Below are 17,430 nucleotides of genomic sequence, written 5' to 3' on the forward strand. Positions count from 1 at the left end.
AAATATTTTACCCATATTCTATATATTCAAACGTATATATTCTCTTAAGTCCTTATAATCATGAAAAATAAAATCAATCGTCCCCTTGAAATTTATATTCTTTTTTGAAAAAAAAGCTGCTTTCATTGAAACATTTTTAGCACCTAAAATGTCATATTCATAAGAATTCCCTACATACAAAATATTATTACTACTTAAATTTAAATCTTCAATAATTTTTAAAAAAGGCGCTTTATGCGGCTTTAAATACCCAGTATCTTCTGAAGAATAAAGAATATCCCAAAAACTGTCTTGAATGCCTAATAAATTTTTGACACGACCTAAAATAGGAAAGTCTGACATTACACCCAATTTTATTCCCTTAAATTTAAGCCAATAGATTAAATCTTGAACTCCAAGATATGGCTTGAGTTTTTTAAACTTATCACTAAAAATCTGACTGTAATATATTTTATTTAATAAAAAAGCACACCTATTCTCATCAAGATTTAAATGCTCAGAAAGCATTTTAACCTGAAGGGAAAGTAATTCATCTCTATTTGAAGGCGGAAATTGATTGGTTTGTAAAATTCGTATTTTTTTTCTAATCTTTTTAAAAGCTAAAAAAAACTTAATATTAGTTAAAAATTCAAAAAACATTAATTTATTTCTATCCACTTCAGGATACAAGGTGCCATCTAAATCAAATATTACAGCTTTAATCATGATAATTGATTATTTGCCTTTATAGGTATAGGTACTATCGGTAAATTTTCAGGAATCTTAACTCTAACTAAATGGATATAAGATTTTGGATATCTTTTTTGAAGAGACTTAATCGAAGTCTCAGCATTAACTTCATTAACAGACACTCTAAAAATTTTATTTTCATCAAGAAATGGAAGAAATAAAACAACATGTTTATGAAGCATCATACTTGACAAATTGTTAACACCCGTACTAATAGATCCAAAATAAATATATCCGGGCTCATCTAAAGCTAGACTATATAATAAAAATTCTAAATTTTCAATTTTATAGCCACGGTTGTCAATATAATCAAAAAACTTAATATTATTGACATCATTTTCCTTAATTTTAGACAAATTAAAATCCATATTAATATTATTTATCCTATAGGCAATATTACGAATCCAATCAAGACCAAAAAAAGGATCCTTGTTAAATTCTTGGTTGTTAGTAAAAACACTACCTCTAACACCAATATGTCTAAGCTTAAGATCATCAATCCTTAAAAGTCGTCCCGTAATTGATTTATAAATCGAATCCGCCACCCATTTAACAAATCCTGAACAATTAAACCCTACAGGATCTTTTTGCAACAATCCAGTTTCTATATGCACCATTTTGCCATATTCATCCATTGCACCATCAACAACCTCAGCAATGGAAAAAGATGCAAGAGCCTTCCTTAGGGTAATTGCCATATTAGAAATATTTTCATAAATATCAAAATATTCAGGAATAAAATACCTAAAATCAATAACCTTGGCAATATAATTTATTATATTGCCAAGAGAAATTACTGCAATCTCTTCAATCTTAAAAGGCAATTTAACATCTTTATAAATTAAAGTATTTATTAAATAAAAATCAGCACTAGAAGAAAATTTTGCAGACTTTATTCTAATAAACGTATCACCCCTGTTTATAAAAAATATTTTTATCTGTTCAATGCCATCTTTGCCCACTTTAATCACATAAGACCCTGGAAAAATATAATCCACATTCTTTTTTTTATTAAAAAAAGAATAGTAAACATACTCAGAAGAAACTGAACTTGAAACTTCAATATAATAATTTTCTGTAATAAAGTGCTTAGTTGGACTTATTTTTTTTTGTACATAGCTTGAATTAAAATATTTTGAATACTTAGTCCTTATATCAAAATCATAAAAAAAACTCTCAAGCGCAAAAAGATTTAGACTCTTAATTATTAGGAATAAAAATATATATTTCACTTTAAATCTCTTATTTTTTCTCTCAATTCTACTAAAATTGGAATATTGTTATATCCAATTTTACGCAAATTATTTACTAAATAATTATAATAAGAATTTGGAAAATTCTTTATTTTATTTGCAAAAAGAATAAACCTGACAGGATTAGCACTAACTTGCGTAATATATTTTATTTTATGAGAAACATTTAAATGATAATCTTTGATCCATAAATTCAACATTTTATTTAGATCTGGGGTACTGGTTTTAAACTCAAGTTGATCTTTTAACTTAAAAGCTTCTTTAAAAAGAGAATCTAAACCTATCTTTTTATGAACAGAAATTCTAAATATAGGAGCAAAATTTAAAACAGGGAAAAAAAATTTCACACGACTCTTTAGGGCTTCAAAATAGCCTTTAGATTCCTTCACAAGATCCCATTTGCTAAATACAATAATAATTCCTTTCCCTTTTTTAGTAACATAATGAGCAATCTTTTTATCCTGAGAAGTTAATTCTTCTTTAACATCAATCAACAAAAACACAATATCCACCATGTCAATTACTTTTAATGCCCTATTAACAGAATAATATTCAACAATTTCATTTACTCTGGCCCTTCGCCTTATCCCAGCTGTATCAATAATCTCAAAAACTTTTCCATTTCTAGTTAGTTTGGTTTTAATAAAATCCCTAGTAGTACCGGGTTTATCCGAAACAATTGAAATTTCATTTCCAGATAAATAATTAATAAGGGTGGACTTGCCTGAATTAGGCTTACCTATAATCCCAACCTTAATATTAACTTCATCCTCAATATTAGCCTCGCCAACTTCTACTTTTAAAAAATCCCTAAGTTTAGCAATGCCTCGACAATGAACTGCACTAACCAAGAAACAGCGCTTGAACCCTAAATTATGAAATTCATGAGCTAAAAATTCCTTATCTTTGGCATCTACTTTGTTTAAAACTAAAATTACCTTATTACTATATTTCCTAAGTCTTTCAATAATCTGATAATCTTCAAGTAAAATTTCATTAACATCTAAAACTAATAAAATTAAATCAACTTTTTCTAAAGAGCTTAAAACCTTTTGCACAACAATTTTGCTAATCTCATCTTTTAAGATAGTAAACCCACCAGTATCAATTAATTTAAACTTAAAAGAACCAACCTTACAAACCTCTTCAACTAAATCTCTAGTAACACCGTAAGTATTTTCAGTGATACTCCTTTTTGTATCTAAAATTCGATTAAATAAAGCAGATTTCCCAACATTTGGTCTACCAACAATAAGAACCTTTTTATAACTAAGCAAAGCAAATACACCTCTTTATTTATTCCGATATTTCCATTATAATATCAAATATTAGTATTTATGCCAATTACGCATGAGTGTTTATATTGAAAAGGAAAAAAAGTTCAAGCTCAATCAAATCAGACATACTTCTAATTTTGATTGCTATTGTTTTAACAATAATTAGCGCACTATTAATAACCAAAAATTCACTTATTATGCATATTTTTAAAGAAAAAAATTACGATAACAGTTTATTTGAATCAAGTAAAACACACGATAATAGGTTAATTGAAGTCAAAAAAGACACTAATAAAAATACAAATATAAAAATACTTAAAAATGAAAGTTTTTTAATCCAACCACCAGAAATAAAAAAACTTGAAGAAGAACTTAAACAAAACCAAAGAAATAATAACCTTAAAAACAAAAAATTTATCAAGCTTTATTTTATAAAAGTTACCCCAGAAGGCTATTTTTTAAGACAAACTGTAAAAAGAGCTATATATTACGACAAAAATATTCTTGAAGAAACACTAAAATCTTTAATCAAAGGACCAAATGAATACGAACTAAAAAACAATTTTTTAAGCTTAATCTCTATAAAAACTAAGCTGTTAAACTTAAGCCTAAGTGAAGGAATTGCTAAAATAAACTTATCTAAAGAATTTTATGAAAATAGTTTCGGAATTGAGGGTATAATTAATCAAATAGCTCAAATAACTTTAACATGTCTTGAAATTAAAGGAATTACTGGAATAATTTTAACGATAGAAAATAATCCAATAATACTTGAAGAATTAAACTTAAACTTCTCAGGGATATTAAATAAAAAGACTTTGGATAAATATTAAAATTCAATATTGTTAAGCAATTGCATAGAGCTTGCAATATTTAAAATACTTGACCTAATAATTAAAAACATAAATTCTTGATTGCCTTTTTTACCTTTGGTTTTTAACTTTAATATATTTTTAACTTGTAATTTATTTTTATAGAACTTTTCAATTACACTTTGCAAAATTATTTTCAAATACTTACCATTCACAACGCCATTAAAATTTTTTATATCTAAATTTAAACTTTTAACCTCAAATTGAGGCTTGATCAAAACTATAATAAAATTATCAGAAAGTTTATCTATTAAATTCACACATATACTTATTGACGATCTAAAAGAAACATCTACAACGGCAAAATTAGGCACAATTTCAAATTCTGTAACATCAAAAATATTAGTTCTCTCTAAAACTTTAACTCTTGGATCAATTCTCAATTTATAAGAAAGTTGATTAATGCCTACATCAATTGAATAAACAAAATTAGCACCACACTGTAACAGACAATCAGTAAAGCCACCAGTTGAAGAGCCAACATCAACACAAATTTTATTTTTAACTTCGATCTCAAAACCTTTAAGAGCTTCTAAAAGCTTATAACCTCCCCTTGATACAAATATTTGACAAGTATTCTCAACTAAATCTATTTTACTTGCTTTGTTTATTAACATTTTAGGATTTTTTTCTTTATGAGAATTTACATATACATTACCCGTTAAAATCAAAACCATTAATTCTTTTCGTGTTTTTTCCGGATACCTTTTACAAAGTACATTTAATAAATTATTTCTGAATCCTTTCAATTTTTAAAGCACGGCCTGTCTTTAGATTGGAGGTAATAATAACTCCTTGTAAAATTATGTCATCTTTCACAACTTCAGCTCTTAAAGGGATATATTCAAGCAAGCCTTTAAGAGAAATGTCGGGATTAAATCCTATTACAGAATTCAATCCCCCTGTCATTCCAACATCACTAATATAGGCTGTCCCTTTTGATAATATCCTTTCATCTTTAGTCATAACATGAGTATGAGTCCCAACCACACCTGTTACAAAACCATTTAAAAAATATCCAAAACTTTCTTTTTCATAATTACTCTCAGCATGAAAATCTACAAAAATGGTTCTGGCCTTATTACTTAGCATATTAATCAATTTTTTTGTATTATCAAAAGGATTTTTAACAATAAAATTCATATTTATACCCCCTTGAACATTAATCACAGCGATCTTCTCATCTCTAACAGTCAAAAAACAATAGCCATGCCCATCTAATAAATCTGAAAAATTATTTGGCCTTAAAATATACATCTGCTTATTTAAATAATCATTTATTTTGCAATTAGAATACACATGATTCCCGGTGGTAATAACATTAACACCTGATCTAAAAAGATTATTTGCTATTTCCGGAGTTATTCCAAAACCATTTGAAGAATTTTCTCCATTAGCAATTACCAAATCTATTCTATATTTGTTTTTAATATTTTTAAGATTAAAAAAAACTTTTTTTAATCCACTCTCGCCTATTATATCCCCAATTATCAAGGTTTTAATAATGCTATCTTGCATATTCAATAACTCTAGTTTCACGAATAATTGTAACTTTAATTTTTCCAGGATATCTCATTTCAGCTTCTATCTTCTTGGCAATATCTCTTGCAAGTAAAATTGATTTTTCATCATTAATTAAAGCATTGTCAACAATAATTCTAACTTCACGACCAGCTTGAATCGCATAACATTTTTGAACACCTTCAAAACTATAAGCAATATCTTCAAGTCTTTTAAGTCTATTTATATAGTTATTTAAACTTTCTCGCCTTGCTCCAGGGCGAGATGCTGAGATGGCATCTGCTATTTGAACAACAATAGCCTCAAGACTCTCGGGCTTAACTTCATTATGATGCGCAGCAATAGCATTAACAACAATTTCACTCTCTCCGCAACTTTGAGCAAGTTCAGCACCAGTAATAGCATGTCCCTCGCTATTATCAGAAATACTTTCCATACCTTTCCCAATATCATGTAAAAGACATGCTCTTTTTACTACAATAGGGTCTAATTTCATCTCTTTAGCTAAAATTTCTCCTATTATAGCAGTTTCTTTGGAATGGCTTAAAACATTTTGCCCATAACTACTTCTAAAATAAAGCCTTCCCAACCCTCTAATAAGTCTCTTATCAAGTCCATGTATATTAAGATCAAAAACTACTTTCTCACCTTCTTCTTGAATAATGCTATTTATCTCATTGGTAACATTATACACAACTTCTTCAATCCTAGCAGGATGAATCCTACCATCTGTAACAAGTCTTTCTAAGGTCCTCTTGGCAAGTTCTTTTCTTATTGGATCAAAGCAAGATATAACAACAGCTTCAGGAGTATCATCAATAATGATATCGGCTCCTATTAAAGTCTCAAGAGCTCTAATATTGCGTCCTTCTTTACCTATAATCCTCCCCTTCATCTCGTCATTAGGCAATTCAACAGAAGCTACTGTAAACTCTGAACTTACCTCTGTAACAATACGCTGCATAGTAGATACTAAAATATCTTTTGCGACTTTATCCGCTAATAACTGAGCCTCCTGTTCACTTTTATTGATAATAACTTGAGCATCTCTTCTAGACTCATGCTCAACTTTTTCAATTACAATTTTTCTTGCATCTTCTCTTGTAAGACCAGAAATATTCTCCAATCTTTTAACAAGATCGGCCTCTTTTTCTCTTATTACTTTTTCTTTTTGTTCAAATTCTTTAATTTTAAAATCAACTCTGGATTGTTGTTTATCAAGAGCAGATATTCTCTTATCTAAGGTTTCTTCTCTTTGTAATAATCTTTTTTCCAGATTAACAATCTCATTTTTCCTATCCCTTATATCCCTATCTTGCTGGTTTTTTTCTTTAAGCATTTGAGATTTTGCATTAGCAATAATTTGCCTTCTTTCATTTTCTATCTCTAATTGTGATTCTACCCTTACTTTTGTCAGATTTTTTTCTAAATCTAATAAAGATAATCTACCTAAAAAAACTCTTATTAAAAATCCTAATATAAAGCCAGCAAAAATAGAAGAAAAAATAATATACATCATATCATTTAACTCCTATGCTGTTAAAAGCAATTTAAACTTTAATCTTATAAAACAGTATGCTCAAATTTATTAATTATTCGGCTTTTAAAGGCTTTTCAACTAATTCTAGGATAGCCATTTCAGCCGCATCTCCATATCTTTTACCTAATTTAATCATCCGAGTATACCCACCACTTCTTTGTCTAAAAACAGGAGAAATTTTGGTAAACAGCTTATTTAAAATATATTTATCATGTATAAATTTTGATAATTCTCGCCTATTATGCACAGTGTCAACTTTTGCCTTTGTAATTAATCTTTCAGAAAATCTTTTAACTTCAAACAATTTTGCCTTAGTAGAAGAAATTTTTTCATGTTTTAAAAAAGAAATTACCATATTTTTTAAAAGCGCTCTCCTATGACTAGATTTCCTACTTAACCTATTAAAACCCAATTTTGCTTTCATGAAATAACCTAAACTCTCCTTTTATTCAGATATTTTAACATTCTTGCTCAATACAGATAAAGCATCTTCTTTGGACATTCCTAAAAACAATTGATAAGAACCAAGTTTTTCGATTATCTCTTCTAAACTTTTTTTCCCAAAATTTCTAGCCTTAGAAAGCTCTTCTGCATTTTTACTAATAAGCTCCCCTAAAGTTCTAACATTTTCTTTGGCTAAACAATTTAAAGATCTGACTGACAAATCCAATTTCTCAATACTCATATCAAGTAAGTTAGAACTTTCTGATTTTGATTTATCAAAAGATACACTAACACTATCTTCAAAATCTACAAGAGGAAACAAAAACTCTCTTACTATTGATGCAGCCTTTTTTATTGCATCTTTAGCAGAAATCACACCTGTAGTCCAAATTTCCATTACAAGCTTATCATAATCTGACCTTTGACCAACCCTAGTATCTTCTACAGAATATGAAACTTTCTCTATAGGCGAAAATATAGAATCCAAAGCAATAACATTAACTTCTTCTAAATACTTGGAATTTTGCTCAGAAGACACATAGCCTCTACCATAATTAATTTGAAATTCAAAATCTAAATTCACATCATGTGATAAAGTAGCTATAACTAAATCTTTATTAAAAACCTCAACTCCATCCCTTTCAAAATGAGAAGCTTTCAAAACATTAGTATCTTTACCACTAACACTAAAACTTATTGTTTTTCTTTGCTCTCCTTCTCTAAGTTTTAAATGAATATTTTTAATATTAGCAATGACTTCAAGAGTATCCTCAGAAACTCCAGGAATCAAATCAAATTCACTTGAAACGACCTTTGATGAAGAGTCTTTATTATTAGACTGAACTCTCATAGCAGTAATAGCATACCCTTCAATAGAAGAAAGCAACACACGCCTTAAAGTATTACCTATGGTAACTCCAAAACCTCTTTCAAAAGGATATATCGTAAATTTACCATAAGATCCATCATCTTGACTTTTTAAAAATTCAATTTTTTCAGGTATAGTAAAATCTTTCAAAAATCTTTCCATGGGCATTATAACTCCTTCTAACTAAACCCGTCTGGTTTTTTTCGGCCTGCATCCATTATGAGGAATAGGGGTAATATCTGAAATTGATTTTACAGTCATCCCAATCGAACCAATAGCTCTTATTGCAGATTCTCTACCAATACCTGGCCCTTTTATATACACATGAACATAATTAATTCCAAAATCTCTCACTTTATTTAAAGCAGATTCTGCTGTTATTTGAGCAGCATATGGAGTCGACTTTTTAGCCCCTTTAAAACCCATCCCACCAGCACTTGCCCAAGCTAAAGCATTTCCCTTTATATCAGATACAGTAACTATGGTATTATTAAAAGTAGCTTGTATATAAACGTTTCCTTCTCCTATGTTTCTTTTAATTTTTTTTTTACTATTAGTTGATAATTTTGCGCTCAACTTACCCTCCAAATCTTAAAAACTATTTTATTTGCTAGCTATTTTCTTATTAGCTACAGTCTTTCTTTTTCCTTTTCTAGTTCTTGCATTTGTTTTAGTTCTCTGCCCTCTCAAAGGCAATCCTTTTCTATGTCTAACGCCCCTATAACATGCTATATCCATAAGCCTTTTAATAGACATAGCAACCTCACTTCTAAGTTTTCCCTCTACAACATAATCGCTCTCAATCACCTTCCTAAGTCGATTAACCTCATCATTATCTAAATCTTTAGCAATTTTGCTTGGAGAAATATCTGCCTTATTGCAAACTTCTAAAGCTCTTGTTCTACCTATACCATAAATAGAAGTAAGTGCTATTTTTAATTGTTTATTACTTGGTAAATCTATTCCCGATATTCTAGCCATCTTATTCCCTCTAATTTTTACTTTTGTCTTTGCTTGTGCTTTAAATTATCACAAATAATTCTTAATACACCTTTTCTTTTTATAACTTTACATTTTTCACAAATTGGCTTTACACTTGCTCTAACTTTCATAATCAAACACTCCTAAATTTTTTGCAAAAATGCATAATTCTTTTTATTTCTATGAGAAAATCCTTGCGTTTTCAAATAAGCATCAATATGAATTAATGTATCAAGTGCAACTCCTACCATAATAAGCAAAGAAGATCCCCCCATTATTCTAGAAACATCGTGCGGAAATCTAAAAATATTTTGCACTAAAAACGGAATAATTGCAATAATTGACAAAAAAATAGATCCTGAAAATAAAGTTTTATTCATAATTTCATCTAAATATTTTTCCATTTCATCAGACTTTATTCCAGGAATAGTACCCCCATTCTTACGAATATTATTACTTATATCTTTGGGACTTAACTGAATCTTAGAATAAAAATACGTAAATCCGATTATCAAAACTACATTTAAAAAAGTATAATAAAACCCATTAGGCCTTAAATAAGATAAAATTTGCCTAGCTATAGAAGAAGTTTCCGCAAAACCACTTAAAATTTGTAAAGGCAAAGTAATCAAAACAGAGGCAAAAATAACCGGCAAAACACCCGATGGATTCAATTTAATTGGCAAATATGAACTAACCGTACTATTAGAATTTGCTCTAGCATAATGAATAGCAATTCGCATTTGAGCTTTATATTCATATATAATTAAAATAACAACTAAAATAAATATACTTATAACAAGTATCACAAAAACAGGATTAACATTTTGTGAAGGATCCTGCATGCTTTGGAATAAGTTAAACAAAGCTGCTTGAAGTCTAACCACTATGCCGGAAAAAATTATCAAAGACGTCCCATTACCCACACCTCTTTGATTAATCTGCTCTCCAAACCACAAAAGAATAAATGTTCCCGTAGTAACTGTTAAAATAGCAATAAATATGTATCTATAAAAAGGAATAGTAACGGCACCCGGAATACCCTTAGCATAAAGACTTGTTGCATATCCTTGAATTACAGCTGCAACTATTGTTAAATATTTTGTATATTTTTTAGTCTTTTGTCTCCCACCATCACCCTCTTGCATTTTTTTCAAAGAAGGAAAAGAATAAACAAGAAGCTGAACAATAATAGATGCTGAAATGTAGGGCCCTATACTAAGCATAAATATAGAAAAATTACTAAAAGCACCACCTGAAAAAAAATCAAAATAATTAGCAATTGAAAAATCTGATTGTGACTTGAAATAACTTTTAAGCGCTACAGAATCTATTCCTGGTATCGGCAAGTACGAACCAACTCTAAAAAGAAAAAGAATAAATAAAGTAAACAAAAACTTATTTCTCAAATCCTTAACAGTAAATAAACTTAAAAACAATTCTTTCATTTTTATTCCACTTTAAACTAATTTAATAGTACCGCCAATTTTCATTACAAGGCTTTCAGCCGTTTTAGAAATTTTAGAAACCTCCAAGGAAACTTTTTTTGTAAGCTTGCCATTAGACAAAATCTTAATTTTTTTATTTTTCTTTCTTATAAGTTTATTTTCAAGCAAAGTATCATAGTTGACCACTTGTCCATCATTAAATTTTTTATCTATATCTCCAAGATTAACAATTGCATATTCCAATTTATAATCATTATTAGAAAAACCTTTCCTCGGTAATCTTCTATAAAGAGGAGTTTGTCCACCTTCAAATCCAAGTCTTGGCGAAGTATTTCTTGCTTTTTGACCCTTTTGCCCTCTCCCAGAAGTTTTACCAAGCCCTGAACCTGGACCTCTGCCAACAATTTTGCGTCGCTTAGCCGCTCCCTTAGGCTTTAATAGACTAAACATTACTTACCTCGCTTAATAAAATCATATTAATAGTCTCGTTAAGCATACCTTTAATAGATTGATTTAAAAAATGAACCTTTTTATCACCTATTTTATTTAAACCCAATGCTTTTAAAACTTTGACCTTTTTATTTAATTTTCCAATAAGACTTCTTATAAGAAAAACTTCCACATTAATATTGTTTTTAGAAATAATTTCCCTATTCTTTTCCATTCTTCTAATAAAACATTTATTCTTAGACCTAGACCTTGAAGCATTAAACCTAGCTTTCTTTAGTTGTAACCTTAATTTCCTTTTAATCATGTATTAACCCCATAAAGTTTTCAAAGTTTTCCCTCGCATTTCTGCCACTTTTTCAGCATTCAAAACTAAATCAAATGCCTTAAAAGTTGCCTTTACTACATTCATAGAATTATTAGAACCAAGAGATTTGCTCAAAATATCGTGCACCCCTAAAGCCTCCATTACAGCACGAACAGGACCTCCTGCAATAACACCAGTACCATGAGTAGCTGGCTTGATTAAAACTTTAGCTTTTTTAAAACAACCAATAACCTCATGAGGCAATGTTCCTTTTCGAATAGAAACAAATCTTAAATTTTTCCTAGCACTTGTTAAACTTTTTTTTATTGCATCACTAGCATCATTAGCTTTACCAAAGCCCCAACCAACATGTCCTTCTCCGTCTCCAACAACCATGAAAGCAGCAAAAGAGAATCTTCTCCCGCCCTTAACAACTTTAGTAACTCTGTTGAGTGATATTAATTTTTCTATCTGCTTTCTCTGAGTCTGAACATCTACCATAAATACACTCCCTTAAATATTAATACCAAACTCCCTTAAAGAAGTTGCAAAACTTGCAATAAGTCCATGATACTTATAACCATTTCTGTCAAAAATAAGATTATTTATATTTTTCTCCTTAAGCCTTTTAGCAAGAACTTCTCCAAGTTTTTTTATATCATCAATATTTTTGCTTAAATTAAGACTTTTTTCAATAGTAGAAATACTTGCAACCGTATGTCCCTTACTATCATCTATAACTTGCGCATAAAAATACCTATTGGATTTAAATATGGTAATTCGTGGCCTGGTAGCTATTCCACGCCCTATTTTATCCTTTATTCTTTTTTTACGCCTAATCTTTCTCTGTTCTGCTTCTTTTATTTTTTTCATAACTATTAACCCAAAATTTATTTTTTTACACCAGATTTTCCAACTTTTCTTCTAATAATTTCATTATCATACTTAATGCCCTTTCCTTTATATGGCTCTGGTTTTTTTAAACTTCTAATTTCAGCAGCAACCTGGCCAACCTTAAACTTGTCTATTCCTTCAACAGAAATTTTAGTATTCCCGTCAAGCTTTACACTAACACCATCTGGGATAACATATTCAAACTGAGTTGAATAGCCAAGGCTTAAAAAAAGGCTATTACCTTGTTGCTCTGCTCTATAACCTATACCATTTATAGTAAGAGACTTAGAAAATCCTTCAGTTACTCCTTTTATCATATTAAAAATCAAACTTCTGTAAAGACCGTGATAAGCTTTTGCTTTTTTATCATTAAAAACTCGACCAACAATAACGCTACCATTTTCAACTTTAACATTAATACTGTCTTTTATATTTTGAACTAATCTTCCCCTAATACCTTCAACTATTACTAAATTGTCTTTAACATCAATCTTTACAGTATCTGGAATCTTTATCGGAAGTCTTCCAATACGTGACATACATCCCCCTATTAAACTACCAAACTGAGCAAATCAACTCACCACCTATTTTTTTATCTTTAGCTTCTTTGCCAGTAATAACACCTTGAGAAGAAGATATGATTAATATTCCATATCCATTTTTTATTCTTGGCATATTCTTATATGAAGAATAAATTTTTCTACCGGGAGTAGAAATGGCATCTATTTTATTTATAACAGGATTTCTTTTGTTATCGTACTTTAACAAAACTCTAATAAAAGTAATTCCTTCTTTTTCTAAAAAATTAAAATCCTTGATATAACCCTCTTTTTTAAGAATGTTTAATATTGATTTATTCATATTAGACATCTTTAAATCTACAGATCCATGCTTAACTCTGCTTGCATTTCTCAATTTAGTTAGCATATCTCCTACTGAATGAGTAATCGCCATAAAATCCCCTTACCAACTTGATTTTGAAACGCCAGGAATTAATCCTTCAGACGCATACTTCCTAAAACATATTCGACACATACAAAAATCTCTCAAATATCCTCTTGGACGACCACATAACTTACATCTATTATTCTGCCTTGTTTTATACTTAGGCTTTCTTAAAGCCTTAATAATCATTGATTTTTTAGCCATATACCTTATAAATCCCTTTAATTACTAAACGGCATTCCAAATTTCAAAAGCAAAGCTTTGCTTTCTTTATCATTTGAAGCTGTTGTCACAATTGTAACATTCAAACCAGATATTCTCTCTATTTTATCATAGTCTATCTCAGAAAATATTATTTGCTCCGATATACCAAAAGAATAATTTCCATTGCCATCAAAAGCATCCCCATTTATTCCCCTAAAATCCTTAACCCTTGGCAATGCTAAATGAATAAGCTTATATAAAAATTCATACATCGAGTTACCTCTAAGTGTAACTTTAGCACCTATTTCTTGCCCTTGTCTAATTTTAAATCCAGCTATTGCTTTTTTTGCTTTTGTCTTTACAGCTTTCTGGCCGGTAATTTGAGCAAGCTCTAAAACTGCAGAATCTAACAACTTCTTATTCCTAACAGCCTCACCAACACCTATAGAAACTACTATCTTCTCAAGCTTGGGAACTTGCATTATAGATTTATATTCAAATTCTTTAACAAGTTCTTTTATAACACTGTCTTTATAATATTTCTTCAATTCAGGAACATAATTCATATACTTTATATCCTCTGTCCATTTTTTTTAAGGTATCTTATTTTTTCATTATTTTCAAATCTAATACCTAATCTTGAAGAAGTTCCTTTGACAAATATCATCACATTTGAAATATCTATAGCGGCCTCCTTGTCTATTATTTTACCTTTTTCTTGGGGTGTCCTAGCTTTAATAACTTTTTTAACCATATTGCAAGATTCAACAATAACTTTATTTTTTTTTCTATTTATACTAGCAATCTTACCTATTCTTCCCTTGTCTTTTCCAGAAAGAATTTTTACACTATCACCTATCTTCAACTTTGTCTTCACAAAACCCCCTTTTGCTATATCACCTCTGAAGCCAATGATACTACCTTCATAAAATTAGCATCCCTAAGTTCTCTTGCAACAGGTCCAAATACCCTTTTACCCCTAGGGCTCAAATTAGCATCAAGTATCACACAAGCATTATCATCAAACCTAACATAGGTTCCATTCTTACGTCTTACTTCTTTAGAAGTCCTAACAATTACAGCTTTACAAACATCTCCTTTTTTAACAGAAGAATTAGGAATCGCTTGTTTTACTACAATAGTTATTATATCCCCGATTTTGGCATAACGCCTTTTACTACCACCAAGTACTTTAATACACTGAGCTACCTTGCCACCAGTATTATCAGCAATTGTTAAATAGGTTTGCATCTGAATCATAATCAACCTCCTTTAGAAAAATCAAAACTATTTTAATTTCTCTAAAACTTCAACAAGAGACCATCTTTTATCTTTACTAATAGGTCGAACTTCAATAATTTTTACCTTATCGCCAACCTTTGAAACTTCTTTTTCATCATGCGCTTTAACTTTTTTACTAACCTTTAAATACTTATGATAGATTGGATGCATCTTTCTTTGAACAATTTCTACTACTATAGTCTTAGACATCTTATCACTAACAACTCTACCGATTAATTCTTTTTTATTTTCTCTTGCCATATTTAAACCTTTCTAATGCCTAATTTATATTCACAAATCATTGTATTAAGCCTTGCAATATCACGTCTAATCTCTCTTTTCTTTAAAGGATTTTCAACATGACCAACAACAGATTTAAATCTTAAATCTAAATATTCTTTCTTTAATTCTAGCCTTTTAGCTTTCATGTCCTCAAGAGTAAAATTCTTAAAATTTTTTAACATAATTACCTCAAATCTCGCCTTACAACAAACATGGTTTTTACTGGAAGTTTAGAACTCGCAAGTGACATAGCCTCTTGAGCAAGTTCCTCCACAACTCCAGCCATTTCAAACATAACAGTACCAAGCTTAACAGGAGCATTCCAATGATCAACACCCCCTTTACCCTTACCCATTCTAGTTTCGGCTGGTTTTTTAGTATAAGGAATATCAGGAAATATTCTTATCCAAACTCTCCCACCTCTTTTTATTTTACGAGTCATTGCAATACGAGCAGCTTCAATTTGGCGAGCAGTAATAAAATTTGTTTCCAAAGAAACAAGTCCATATTCACCAAAAGAAATTTTATTGCCCTTCTGAGCCTCTCCAGACAATCTTCCCCTCTGCTTTTTTCTATATTTAACCTTTTTTGGACTTAACATCTAATTATCCTCCAATATTCTGCTCATTAGAATCGACTCTTTCTTTAGAAAAAGACGAACTAAGTTTATTCAAAAGACTTGCTTCGTCTTTAGACAATCCATCTTTTTTATTTAAAGCCCTAGTTTGCTTTTCATTAATTTTCTCTCTATTATTTAAAATTTTATCAAAATTTTTAACAGTCTCGCCTCTTTCCCTAAAAGGTTTTTTATTTATTACCTGACCAGCATCAGAATTGGTTTGTCTACCTAAAACCTCACCCTTAAATAACCAAACCTTAACTCCAATAATTCCATAAGTAGTATGAGCTTCAGAAAACCCATAATCTATATTAGCTCTAAGAGTATGCAAAGGAACCCGACCTTCCTTAACTTCAAAGCTTCTTGCAATCTCAGCCCCACCAAGTCTCCCAGCAATCTTAATTTTTAGCCCTTGGGCACCTTTTAACATAGAAGTAGAAAGAGCTGATTTTAAAACTTTTCTATAAGACACTCTATTTTCTACTTGCTTTGCAATCCCATTAGCAATAATTTGAGCATCAAGCTCTGGCCTTTTAACCTCTTTAATCTTAATACTAATCTTTTTAGAAATTTTTTTAGTTAACAATTGACCAATCTTTTCAAGATTGGAACCTTTAAGCCCTATCACAGAACCAGGCCTTGGAGTAACAATTACTACTGTTACTTTTTGAGGATTATTTCTAATAATTTCTATATCAGAAATATCAAATTTAATCCCTTTAAGAAACTTCATAATTTCTAGCCTTATTAAAAAGTCTTCATGAAGAATTGTAGAATACAATTTTTTATCAAAATACCATTTTGATTTCCAATCCTTATTAATTTTCACTCTTAAGCTATATGGATGTACTTTTTGGCCCATGCTTTATCCTTTAATATCTTTTTTTTCATCAACTTCAACAAAAATATGACAATTTCTATTAACAAGCCTATCAGCTCTACCCCTAGCTCTAGGCCAAATCTTTTTACGACGACGCCCATCATCAACCATAACCATTTTAATAAATATCATATCCTCGGAAAGATTTTTATTGTGATACATCGCATTTGATGCTGCTGATTTAACAACTTTTTCTAAAAGCTTGGCTCCTTTATTAGGCATAGAACAAAGCACTGCAATAGCCTTAACATAAGACTTCCCTCGTATATTGTCAGCTATTGGCCTAACTTTTTTTGGAGAAGCGGGTAAATTTTTACCCTTTGCTGTATATCTTCTATTTACCAACATAATTGCTTTACTTCCTTCCCTTTTTATCTGACTTAGCATGCCCTCTAAAAATTCTTGTAGGTGAAAACTCGCCAAGCTTATGCCCCACAAGATCTTCAGTAATATAAATAGGTATAAAAGTCTTGCCGTTATAAACAGATATAGTAAGACTTACCATTTCGGGAATTATTGTTGAAGATCTGGAATAGGTTTTAATAACAACTCTCTTCTCACTTCCAAAAGATGATAAAACTTTTTGATAAAGACTCTTTTCTATAAAAGGTCCCTTTTTAATAGATCTTGCCACTATA

29 protein-coding genes are annotated in these 17,430 nt (G+C 29.9%); 1 reads left to right on the forward strand and 28 read right to left on the reverse strand.

The features are described from left to right. Positions 1-18 precede the first annotated feature (18 nt). Genes HNP63_RS01710 through der form a run of 3 tightly spaced genes read right to left on the reverse strand, consistent with a single transcriptional unit; the run spans position 19 to position 3,259 of the window. The gene (locus tag HNP63_RS01710) at positions 19-705 is read right to left on the reverse strand and encodes an HAD family hydrolase (RefSeq protein WP_044052218.1); all 687 of its coding nucleotides are present in this window, start codon (positions 703-705) and stop codon (positions 19-21) included. Continuing rightward, positions 702-1,961 (reverse strand): DUF8515 domain-containing protein, encoded by a 1,260-nt coding sequence (locus tag HNP63_RS01715; RefSeq protein WP_004789428.1) that lies wholly within the window; start codon positions 1,959-1,961, stop codon positions 702-704. Before HNP63_RS01715 ends, HNP63_RS01710 begins: the two co-directional genes overlap by 4 nt. After that, positions 1,958-3,259, reverse strand: coding sequence for a ribosome biogenesis GTPase Der (gene der / locus HNP63_RS01720; protein WP_011601058.1), 1,302 nt, complete (start codon positions 3,257-3,259; stop codon positions 1,958-1,960). Before der ends, HNP63_RS01715 begins: the two co-directional genes overlap by 4 nt. 86 nt (positions 3,260-3,345) lie before the next feature. Between der and HNP63_RS01725 the strand changes: the two genes are divergently transcribed. Next, the gene (locus HNP63_RS01725) at positions 3,346-4,092 is read left to right on the forward strand and encodes a GerMN domain-containing protein (protein ID WP_183227066.1); all 747 of its coding nucleotides are present in this window, start codon (positions 3,346-3,348) and stop codon (positions 4,090-4,092) included. Here HNP63_RS01725 and HNP63_RS01730 read toward each other — a convergent pair. The 25 genes from HNP63_RS01730 to rpsS form a co-directional block, all read right to left on the reverse strand. Beyond that, a complete protein-coding gene (locus HNP63_RS01730; RefSeq protein WP_004790026.1) occupies positions 4,089-4,880 on the reverse strand; it encodes a TlyA family RNA methyltransferase in 792 nt (263 codons plus the stop codon). The two genes, HNP63_RS01725 and HNP63_RS01730, sit on opposite strands and share 4 nt — an antisense overlap. Next, entirely contained in the window at positions 4,861-5,649 is a 789-nt protein-coding gene (locus HNP63_RS01735; protein ID WP_004789451.1) for a TIGR00282 family metallophosphoesterase, read from the reverse strand. Before HNP63_RS01735 ends, HNP63_RS01730 begins: the two co-directional genes overlap by 20 nt. Continuing rightward, a complete protein-coding gene (gene rny / locus HNP63_RS01740) occupies positions 5,639-7,171 on the reverse strand; it encodes a ribonuclease Y (RefSeq protein ID WP_004790011.1) in 1,533 nt (510 codons plus the stop codon). The genes HNP63_RS01735 and rny overlap by 11 nt, the downstream gene beginning before the upstream one ends. Before the next feature lie 73 nt (positions 7,172-7,244). Beyond that, the gene (rplQ, locus tag HNP63_RS01745; protein WP_004789857.1) at positions 7,245-7,616 is read right to left on the reverse strand and encodes a 50S ribosomal protein L17; all 372 of its coding nucleotides are present in this window, start codon (positions 7,614-7,616) and stop codon (positions 7,245-7,247) included. Between the two features lie 21 nt (positions 7,617-7,637). Beyond that, complete coding sequence (locus HNP63_RS01750) at positions 7,638-8,672, reverse strand: DNA-directed RNA polymerase subunit alpha (protein ID WP_011601055.1); 1,035 nt, start codon at positions 8,670-8,672, stop codon at positions 7,638-7,640. Between the two features lie 15 nt (positions 8,673-8,687). Next, positions 8,688-9,080 carry a 30S ribosomal protein S11 gene (gene rpsK / locus HNP63_RS01755; protein WP_002557092.1) on the reverse strand — a complete coding sequence of 131 codons (393 nt, stop codon included), beginning with the start codon at positions 9,078-9,080 and terminating at the stop codon, positions 8,688-8,690. Between the two features lie 27 nt (positions 9,081-9,107). Beyond that, positions 9,108-9,485, reverse strand: coding sequence for a 30S ribosomal protein S13 (rpsM, locus tag HNP63_RS01760; protein ID WP_004789950.1), 378 nt, complete (start codon positions 9,483-9,485; stop codon positions 9,108-9,110). 17 nt (positions 9,486-9,502) lie between these two features. After that, entirely contained in the window at positions 9,503-9,616 is a 114-nt protein-coding gene (gene rpmJ / locus HNP63_RS01765; RefSeq protein ID WP_004790059.1) for a 50S ribosomal protein L36, read from the reverse strand. Positions 9,617-9,628: 12 nt separating this feature from the next. Then, entirely contained in the window at positions 9,629-10,933 is a 1,305-nt protein-coding gene (gene secY, locus HNP63_RS01770; RefSeq protein WP_015055598.1) for a preprotein translocase subunit SecY, read from the reverse strand. Positions 10,934-10,945: 12 nt separating this feature from the next. After that, the gene (gene rplO, locus HNP63_RS01775) at positions 10,946-11,383 is read right to left on the reverse strand and encodes a 50S ribosomal protein L15 (RefSeq protein ID WP_004789819.1); all 438 of its coding nucleotides are present in this window, start codon (positions 11,381-11,383) and stop codon (positions 10,946-10,948) included. Beyond that, the gene (rpmD, locus tag HNP63_RS01780; RefSeq protein WP_004790079.1) at positions 11,376-11,687 is read right to left on the reverse strand and encodes a 50S ribosomal protein L30; all 312 of its coding nucleotides are present in this window, start codon (positions 11,685-11,687) and stop codon (positions 11,376-11,378) included. Before rpmD ends, rplO begins: the two co-directional genes overlap by 8 nt. 3 nt (positions 11,688-11,690) lie before the next feature. Further along, positions 11,691-12,188 (reverse strand): 30S ribosomal protein S5, encoded by a 498-nt coding sequence (rpsE, locus tag HNP63_RS01785; protein ID WP_004789879.1) that lies wholly within the window; start codon positions 12,186-12,188, stop codon positions 11,691-11,693. A gap of 12 nt (positions 12,189-12,200) precedes the next feature. Next, a complete protein-coding gene (rplR, locus tag HNP63_RS01790) occupies positions 12,201-12,560 on the reverse strand; it encodes a 50S ribosomal protein L18 (RefSeq protein ID WP_011601053.1) in 360 nt (119 codons plus the stop codon). Positions 12,561-12,577: 17 nt separating this feature from the next. Continuing rightward, on the reverse strand, positions 12,578-13,120 hold the full coding sequence (gene rplF / locus HNP63_RS01795) for a 50S ribosomal protein L6 (RefSeq protein ID WP_004789935.1): 543 nt from the start codon (positions 13,118-13,120) through the stop codon (positions 12,578-12,580). A gap of 16 nt (positions 13,121-13,136) precedes the next feature. After that, complete coding sequence (rpsH, locus tag HNP63_RS01800; RefSeq protein ID WP_004789547.1) at positions 13,137-13,535, reverse strand: 30S ribosomal protein S8; 399 nt, start codon at positions 13,533-13,535, stop codon at positions 13,137-13,139. A gap of 9 nt (positions 13,536-13,544) precedes the next feature. Then, positions 13,545-13,730: a type Z 30S ribosomal protein S14 gene (locus HNP63_RS01805; protein ID WP_004789520.1), complete on the reverse strand. Its 186-nt coding sequence runs from the start codon at positions 13,728-13,730 to the stop codon at positions 13,545-13,547. Positions 13,731-13,747: 17 nt separating this feature from the next. Beyond that, entirely contained in the window at positions 13,748-14,296 is a 549-nt protein-coding gene (rplE, locus tag HNP63_RS01810) for a 50S ribosomal protein L5 (protein WP_004789431.1), read from the reverse strand. 5 nt (positions 14,297-14,301) lie between these two features. Continuing rightward, positions 14,302-14,607: a 50S ribosomal protein L24 gene (gene rplX, locus HNP63_RS01815; protein WP_004789682.1), complete on the reverse strand. Its 306-nt coding sequence runs from the start codon at positions 14,605-14,607 to the stop codon at positions 14,302-14,304. Positions 14,608-14,621: 14 nt separating this feature from the next. Further along, positions 14,622-14,990 (reverse strand): 50S ribosomal protein L14, encoded by a 369-nt coding sequence (gene rplN / locus HNP63_RS01820; RefSeq protein ID WP_004789515.1) that lies wholly within the window; start codon positions 14,988-14,990, stop codon positions 14,622-14,624. 27 nt (positions 14,991-15,017) lie between these two features. Further along, positions 15,018-15,272, reverse strand: a complete 255-nt coding sequence (gene rpsQ / locus HNP63_RS01825; protein WP_004789587.1) for a 30S ribosomal protein S17 — start codon at positions 15,270-15,272, stop codon at positions 15,018-15,020. Between the two features lie 2 nt (positions 15,273-15,274). Beyond that, positions 15,275-15,475 carry a 50S ribosomal protein L29 gene (rpmC, locus tag HNP63_RS01830; protein WP_004789447.1) on the reverse strand — a complete coding sequence of 67 codons (201 nt, stop codon included), beginning with the start codon at positions 15,473-15,475 and terminating at the stop codon, positions 15,275-15,277. A 2-nt stretch (positions 15,476-15,477) separates the two neighbouring features. Further along, the gene (gene rplP, locus HNP63_RS01835; RefSeq protein ID WP_004789534.1) at positions 15,478-15,894 is read right to left on the reverse strand and encodes a 50S ribosomal protein L16; all 417 of its coding nucleotides are present in this window, start codon (positions 15,892-15,894) and stop codon (positions 15,478-15,480) included. A gap of 4 nt (positions 15,895-15,898) precedes the next feature. Next, positions 15,899-16,774, reverse strand: a complete 876-nt coding sequence (gene rpsC / locus HNP63_RS01840) for a 30S ribosomal protein S3 (protein ID WP_004789365.1) — start codon at positions 16,772-16,774, stop codon at positions 15,899-15,901. A gap of 3 nt (positions 16,775-16,777) precedes the next feature. Then, on the reverse strand, positions 16,778-17,140 hold the full coding sequence (gene rplV / locus HNP63_RS01845) for a 50S ribosomal protein L22 (protein WP_004789446.1): 363 nt from the start codon (positions 17,138-17,140) through the stop codon (positions 16,778-16,780). 7 nt (positions 17,141-17,147) lie between these two features. Further along, a complete protein-coding gene (gene rpsS / locus HNP63_RS01850) occupies positions 17,148-17,426 on the reverse strand; it encodes a 30S ribosomal protein S19 (protein ID WP_002557073.1) in 279 nt (92 codons plus the stop codon). Positions 17,427-17,430 lie beyond the last annotated feature (4 nt).

The organism is Borreliella afzelii, assembly GCF_014202295.1.
GTDB classification, from domain to species: Bacteria; Spirochaetota; Spirochaetia; order Borreliales; family Borreliaceae; genus Borreliella; species Borreliella afzelii.